This window comes from Tahibacter sp., from assembly GCF_035481375.1.
GTDB lineage: Bacteria > Pseudomonadota > Gammaproteobacteria > Xanthomonadales > Rhodanobacteraceae > Tahibacter.
In genome coordinates, this window is the sequence record NZ_DATIGT010000139.1 from 1 (window position 1) to 5,968 (window position 5,968).

7 protein-coding genes are annotated in these 5,968 nt (G+C 69.8%); 6 read left to right on the forward strand and 1 reads right to left on the reverse strand.

Annotated features, from left to right (window positions below; genetic code table 11):
• A partial coding sequence (locus VLF18_RS09450) for a tetratricopeptide repeat protein (RefSeq protein WP_325279376.1) occupies positions 1–690 on the reverse strand: 690 nt, incomplete at its 3' end.
• Positions 691–809: 119 nt separating this feature from the next.
• Between VLF18_RS09450 and glyA the strand changes: the two genes are divergently transcribed.
• The 6 genes from glyA to VLF18_RS09480 form a co-directional block, all read left to right on the forward strand.
• Positions 810–2,063, forward strand: coding sequence for a serine hydroxymethyltransferase (gene glyA / locus VLF18_RS09455; protein WP_325279377.1), 1,254 nt, complete (start codon positions 810–812; stop codon positions 2,061–2,063).
• 118 nt (positions 2,064–2,181) lie between these two features.
• Positions 2,182–2,703 (forward strand): transcriptional regulator NrdR, encoded by a 522-nt coding sequence (gene nrdR / locus VLF18_RS09460; protein WP_325279378.1) that lies wholly within the window; start codon positions 2,182–2,184, stop codon positions 2,701–2,703.
• 22 nt (positions 2,704–2,725) lie between these two features.
• Entirely contained in the window at positions 2,726–3,835 is a 1,110-nt protein-coding gene (gene ribD / locus VLF18_RS09465) for a bifunctional diaminohydroxyphosphoribosylaminopyrimidine deaminase/5-amino-6-(5-phosphoribosylamino)uracil reductase RibD (RefSeq protein WP_325279379.1), read from the forward strand.
• Between the two features lie 31 nt (positions 3,836–3,866).
• Complete coding sequence (locus VLF18_RS09470) at positions 3,867–4,472, forward strand: riboflavin synthase (protein ID WP_325279380.1); 606 nt, start codon at positions 3,867–3,869, stop codon at positions 4,470–4,472.
• 93 nt (positions 4,473–4,565) lie between these two features.
• Complete coding sequence (ribB, locus tag VLF18_RS09475) at positions 4,566–5,660, forward strand: 3,4-dihydroxy-2-butanone-4-phosphate synthase (protein WP_325279381.1); 1,095 nt, start codon at positions 4,566–4,568, stop codon at positions 5,658–5,660.
• Positions 5,661–5,739: 79 nt separating this feature from the next.
• On the forward strand, positions 5,740–5,968 hold a 229-nt coding region (locus tag VLF18_RS09480; protein WP_325279382.1), incomplete at its 3' end, for a 6,7-dimethyl-8-ribityllumazine synthase.

The following is a 5,968-nucleotide window of genomic DNA, read 5'->3' on the forward strand; positions in this document are numbered from 1 at the left end:
CTCGCGCACCTCGACGGGCTCGTCGCCGCCGCGCCGCGCGGCATCGAGCGCGGCCGCGCGGCGCTGCCACAGCGCCGCGTCGTCCGGGGCGAGGTCGGTCGCGCGGCGCAGCGCTGCCGTGCTCGACGGCCAGTCCTGCGCGGCGGCCGCGGCCTGCCCCAGCGCATCCCAGGCCGCCGCGTGCTCGGGCAGCCACTCGACGAGCCGTTCGGCGTGAAAGCGGGCGGCCAGGGGATCGCGGCGCGCGAGCGCATCGCCGACGAGGCCGAGCCGCGAGTTCGCGATGCCGCGCACGTGGCGGATCGCGGCGAATTCACGCTCGGATTCGTCGAAACGGTGCAGCAGCCCGAGCACATGACCGCGCAGGAATGCGCTGTCGGGCTGGTCCGGCTGCAGTGCCCGCCAGCGCGCCGACGGATGCTCGGCGGCCTCGGCCTGCCCACCTTCCAGCGCGAGCACGGCAAGTTCGCGCCAGGCCGCCGCACGTCGCGGATCGAGTTCGACGGCACGCAGCAGCGCGGCCTGTGCGCCGCTGCGATCCCCGCGCGCGCGCAGCAACTGCGCCAGCTGCTGGTGAACCGTCGCGTCGCGCGGATGTTTGGCCACGGCGCGGCGGCAGATCGCCTCGGCGGCGTTCGCATCGCCGCGGCGCAGGGCTTCCTCGATTTTCGGCGTCAGCGAATCCGACACGCGCGCTCCGGCCGCAGTCCGGCGCCGCCGGAGGGGCCGCGCGACTGGCTTATTCAGTGGGACGGCGGGCATGAAACCGCTAACATCGGCGGATTCCCAGCCCGAAAGGCGATTCTCCCATGTTTGCGAAAGACCTGCGTATTGCCGGCTATGACGACGCCCTGGCCGAGGCCATCGCCGCCGAGCGCCAGCGCCAGGAAGATCACGTCGAACTGATTGCTTCGGAAAACTATGCGAGTCCGCGCGTGCTCGAGGCGCAGGGAACCGTGCTGACGAACAAATACGCCGAGGGCTATCCGGGCAAGCGCTACTACGGCGGTTGCGAATATGTGGACATTGCGGAAAAGCTCGCCATCGACCGCGTCAAGCAGCTGTTCGGCGCCGACTACGCGAACGTGCAGCCGCATTCGGGCTCGCAGGCCAACGCCGCGGTCTATTTCGCGCTGCTCAGTCCGGGCGATACGATCCTCGGCATGAGCCTCGCGCACGGCGGCCATCTGACCCATGGCGCCAAGGTCAATTTCAGCGGCAAGGTCTTCAACGCCATCCAGTACGGCATCGATCCGGCTACCGGCCTGATCGACTACGACGAGGTCCAGCGCCTCGCGAACGAACACAAGCCGCGCATGCTCGTCGGCGGTTTCAGCGCCTATTCGCAGATCGTCGACTGGGCGCGCATGGCGGAGATCGCCAAATCGGTCGGCGCGTATTTCTTCGTCGACATGGCGCACGTCGCCGGACTCGTCGCCGCCGGCGTCTATCCGAACCCCGTGCCGCACGCCGACATCGTCACCTCGACGACGCACAAGACGCTGCGCGGTCCGCGCGGCGGCATCATCCTTGCGCGCGCCAACGAGGAAATCGAGAAAAAGCTGCAATCGATGGTTTTTCCGGGCACGCAGGGCGGTCCGCTGATGCACGTGATCGCGGCGAAGGCCGTCGCGTTCAAGGAAGCGCTCGAGCCCGGCTTCAAGACCTATCAGCAGCAGGTCGTGAAGAACGCGAAGGCGATGGCCGCAGCGATGATCGCGCGCGGCTACCGCATCGTGTCCGGCGGCACCGAGAATCATCTGATGCTGATCGACCTGATCGGCCGCGACGTCACCGGCAAGGACGCGGAGGCCGCGCTCGGCAAGGCGCATATCACGGTCAACAAGAACGCCGTGCCGAACGACCCGCGTTCGCCGTTCGTGACCTCGGGCCTGCGCATCGGCACGCCGGCCGTGACCACGCGCGGCTACGACGAAAAGGAATGCGCGGATCTCGCGAACTGGATCTGCGACGTGCTCGATGCGCCGAACGACGACGCGGTGCTCGCGCGCGTGCGCGACGCGGTCACCGCGCAGTGCAAGCGGCTGCCGGTCTACGGTTGAGCGAAGCCGCCGGCGCGGGCACGTCCCGCCGGCGCTTCCGGCGGCACGACCCCGGGCCGCCCGGCATCATCGGCGCAGTTTTCAGTTTTTTGCCGTTTTTGCCTTACGATCCGCGACCATGCATTGTCCTTTCTGTCAGCACGAAGACACCCGCGTCATCGACTCGCGCCTCGCCGAAGACGGCGCGACCGTGCGGCGGCGGCGCGAGTGTCCGGACTGCGGCGAGCGCTTCAATACCTTCGAGACCGCCGAAATCAAGCTGCCGTCCATCGTGAAGAGCGATGGTCGGCGCGAAGCTTTCGACGAGAACAAGCTGCGCGTCGGCGTCGAGCGCGCACTGCAGAAGCGCCCGGTTTCCAGCGACGCCGTCGACGACGTCGTGCGCAACATCCTGCGCAACCTGCGCCAGATCAACGAGCGCGAGATCGCCTCGCGGCGCATCGGCGAATGGGTGATGGAAGAGCTGCGCCGCATCGACTCGGTCGCCTACGTGCGGTTCGCCTCGGTCTATCGGCGTTTCGAGGACGTGCAGGCGTTCCGCGAGGAAATCGAACGGCTCGAACGCGAGCTGCCGCGCATGGAAGGCCTGCAACTGCCGCTGCTCGGCAACGAAGCGCCCGCCGCGCGCAAGAAATCCTGAAGCCGTCGCCGCGCACGCCCTCATGACTTTCCGCGCGGAAGACCATGCCCACATGGCGCAGGCGCTGCGCCTGGCCGAACGTGGCGCGTACACGACCCGGCCCAATCCGCGCGTCGGCTGCGTGCTCGTCAGCGACGGCGTCGTCGTCGGCAGCGGCTGGCACGAACGCGCCGGCGGCCCGCATGCCGAAGTTCATGCGCTGCGCGAGGCCGGCGAACGCGCGCGCGGCGCGACTGTCTACGTGACGCTGGAGCCCTGCGCGCATCACGGCCGCACGCCTCCCTGTGCCGACGCGCTGATCGCCGCCGGCGTCGCGCGCGTCGTCGCGGCTTGCGAAGACCCGTTTCCGCAAGTGTCCGGCAGCGGCCTCGCGCGTCTGCGCGCAGCGGGAGTCGCGACCGACAGCGGACTTCTGCGCGACGCGGCGCGCGAACTCAATCGCGGCTTCATCAGCCGGTTCGAACGCGGAAGGCCCTGGGTACGCGTGAAGCTCGCCCAGAGCCTCGACGGACGCACGGCGCTGCACAACGGCCGTTCGCAGTGGATCACGGGTGCCGCGGCGCGCGCCGACGTGCAGCGCTGGCGCGCGCGCAGCGCCGCGATCCTGACCGCGGCCGGTACCGCGCGCGCGGACAATCCGCGGCTGACAGTGCGTCTCGAAGACGACCGCGCGTTCGTTCCGCCACTGCGCGTCGTCGTCGACGCGCGACTCGACGCGCTGGCGCCCGACTGTCATCTGCTCGACGGTTCGGCGCCGACGCTCGTCGTGCACGGCAGCGAGGCGGCGACGCGCGCGCAGCCGCGTGCCGGCGTCGACTACCTTGCGCTGCCGCTCGATGCGGGCGGGCGCGTCGAACTCGCCGGCTTGCTCGCCGCGCTCGCCGCGCGCGGCGTCGACGAAGTGCAGGTCGAGGCCGGTCCGGCATTCTCCGGCGCGCTGTTCGCGGCCGGACTCGTCGACGAACTGCTGCTGTACGTTGCGCCGCTGCTGCTCGGCGACGCGGGCATGCCGCTGCTCGCGCTGCCGCGGCTGTCGGACATGAGCGGGCGCTGGGCGCTGCAGGTGGTCGAGCGGCGTGCGGTCGGTGCGGACGAGCGTCTGCTGCTGCGGCCGGTCTCGGGCACCGCATGAACTCCACGATATGGCAAAGAGATAACTATCCATGTTTACCGGAATCATCCAGGCCGTCGGCCGCATCGCCGCGCTGGAGCCCGTCGGCGGCGACCTGCGCATCGCCGTCGATGCCGCCGACCTCGATCTCGGCGATGTCGCGCTCGGCGACAGCATCGCGGTCAACGGCGTCTGCCTGACCGCGATCGCGCTCGGCGACGGCCGCTTCAGCGCCGACGTGTCGACCGAAACGCTGAATTGCACGACCCTCGGCGAACTCGCCGCCGGCGACCGCGTGAATCTCGAAAAAGCGCTGCGGCTCGCCGACCGGCTCGGCGGGCATCTCGTCTCGGGCCATGTCGACGGCGTCGGCGACGTCGTTTCCGTAGCGCCCGACGCGCGCTCGCTGCGCTGGGAATTCGCCGTGCCCGAAGCGCTCGCGCGCTACATCGCCGCGAAGGGTTCCGTCGCCGTCAACGGCGTCAGCCTGACCGTCAACGCCGTCGACGGCCGGCGCTTCGGCGTCAACCTGATCCCGCACACGATGCGGCAGACGACCTTCGGCGATCTCGCCGCGGGCGCGCGCGTGAACATCGAGGTGGATTTGATGGCGCGGTATGCCGAGAGGCTGTTTGAAGGAAAGAGGGGAGAGGAGTGAGAAACGCGTAGAAGCGCTGCTTCTACGACCTTCGCGCCCTTGACCGCTTTCGCCACGTTTCTCACTCCTATTCCCTCTTTCCTGATTCTGCCCATGCCCTTCGACACCATCCCCGACATCCTCGACGACATTCGCGCCGGCCGCATGGTCGTCATCCTCGACGACGAAGACCGCGAGAACGAAGGTGACATCATCATGGCCGCCGAGAAGGTCCGGCCCGAGGACATCAATTTCATGGTGCGCGAAGCGCGCGGGCTGGTCTGCCTGTCGCTGACGCAGGCGCGCTGCCGCCAGCTGGGCCTGAAGCCCATGGTTATGGACAACACCTCGCCGTACCACACGAACTTCACGGTCTCGATCGAGGCGGCCGAAGGCGTAACCACGGGCATTTCGGCCTACGACCGCGCACACACCGTGCGCACGGCCGTGCGTCCCGACGCCCGCGCGCAGGATCTGTCGCAGCCCGGCCACATCTTTCCGCTGACCGCGCAGCCCGGTGGCGTGCTGACGCGCGCAGGACACACCGAAGCGGCGAGCGACCTCGCGGCACTCGCGGGACTGGAGCCGGCCGGCGTGCTCGTCGAAGTGCTGCACGACGACGGCAGCATGGCGCGGCGTCCCGAACTCGAGGCCTTCGCACGCAAGCACGGCCTGCGCATCGGCACGATCGCCGACCTGATCCGCTACCGCCTCGAAACCGAGAAGACCATCGAGCGCGTGCACGACGAGCCGGTCGAGACCGAGTTCGGCGCATTCCGCCTCGTCGCCTACCGCGACATCGTGAACAAATCCATCAATTTCGCGCTCGTGCGCGGCAGCGTCGACGACGGCGAGCCGGTGCTCACGCGCGTCCACGTGCGCAACACGCTGTCTGACGTGCTGCATCTCGTGCGCGACGACCTCGGCCTCACCGTGACGGCGGCGCTGCGCCGCATCGCCGCGGAAGAGCGCGGCGTCGTGCTCGTGCTGTCCGAACCCGGCGAGGACGAAGCCCTGTTCGACCGCCTGACCCGGCGCGTGCGCGCCGAAGGCAAGTCGGAAGCCGTGCAGGAATGGCGGCGCCACGGCCTCGGCGCGCAGATCCTTGCCGACCTCGGCATCCACCGCCTGCGCGTGCTCGGCACCGCGCGCCGGCTCGTCGGCCTGGCCGGATTCGGCCTCGAAGTCGTCGGGCACGAAGCGGGCTGAGCCGGCCGGTCCGTCGGCCCGGCGGCCGGCGGCGGGCTCGGGTAGAATGGCGCCCCCGTTGCCTCCCCTCCGAGCCTTCATGCCGTTGATTGCCGGCGAATTGCGCGTCGCCCCCGACAGCCGCCTCGCGATCGTCGCGAGCCGCTGGAACCCGCGCATCGTAGACGCGCTGGTTGCCGGCGCCGAGCAGGCGCTGCGCGCGAACGGCGTCGCCGCCGAAGCGATCGACGTGATCCGCGTGCCCGGCGCCTGGGAAATCCCGGTCGCCGCCGCACGCGTCGCCGCGGCCGGCGCGCACGCCGCCGTGC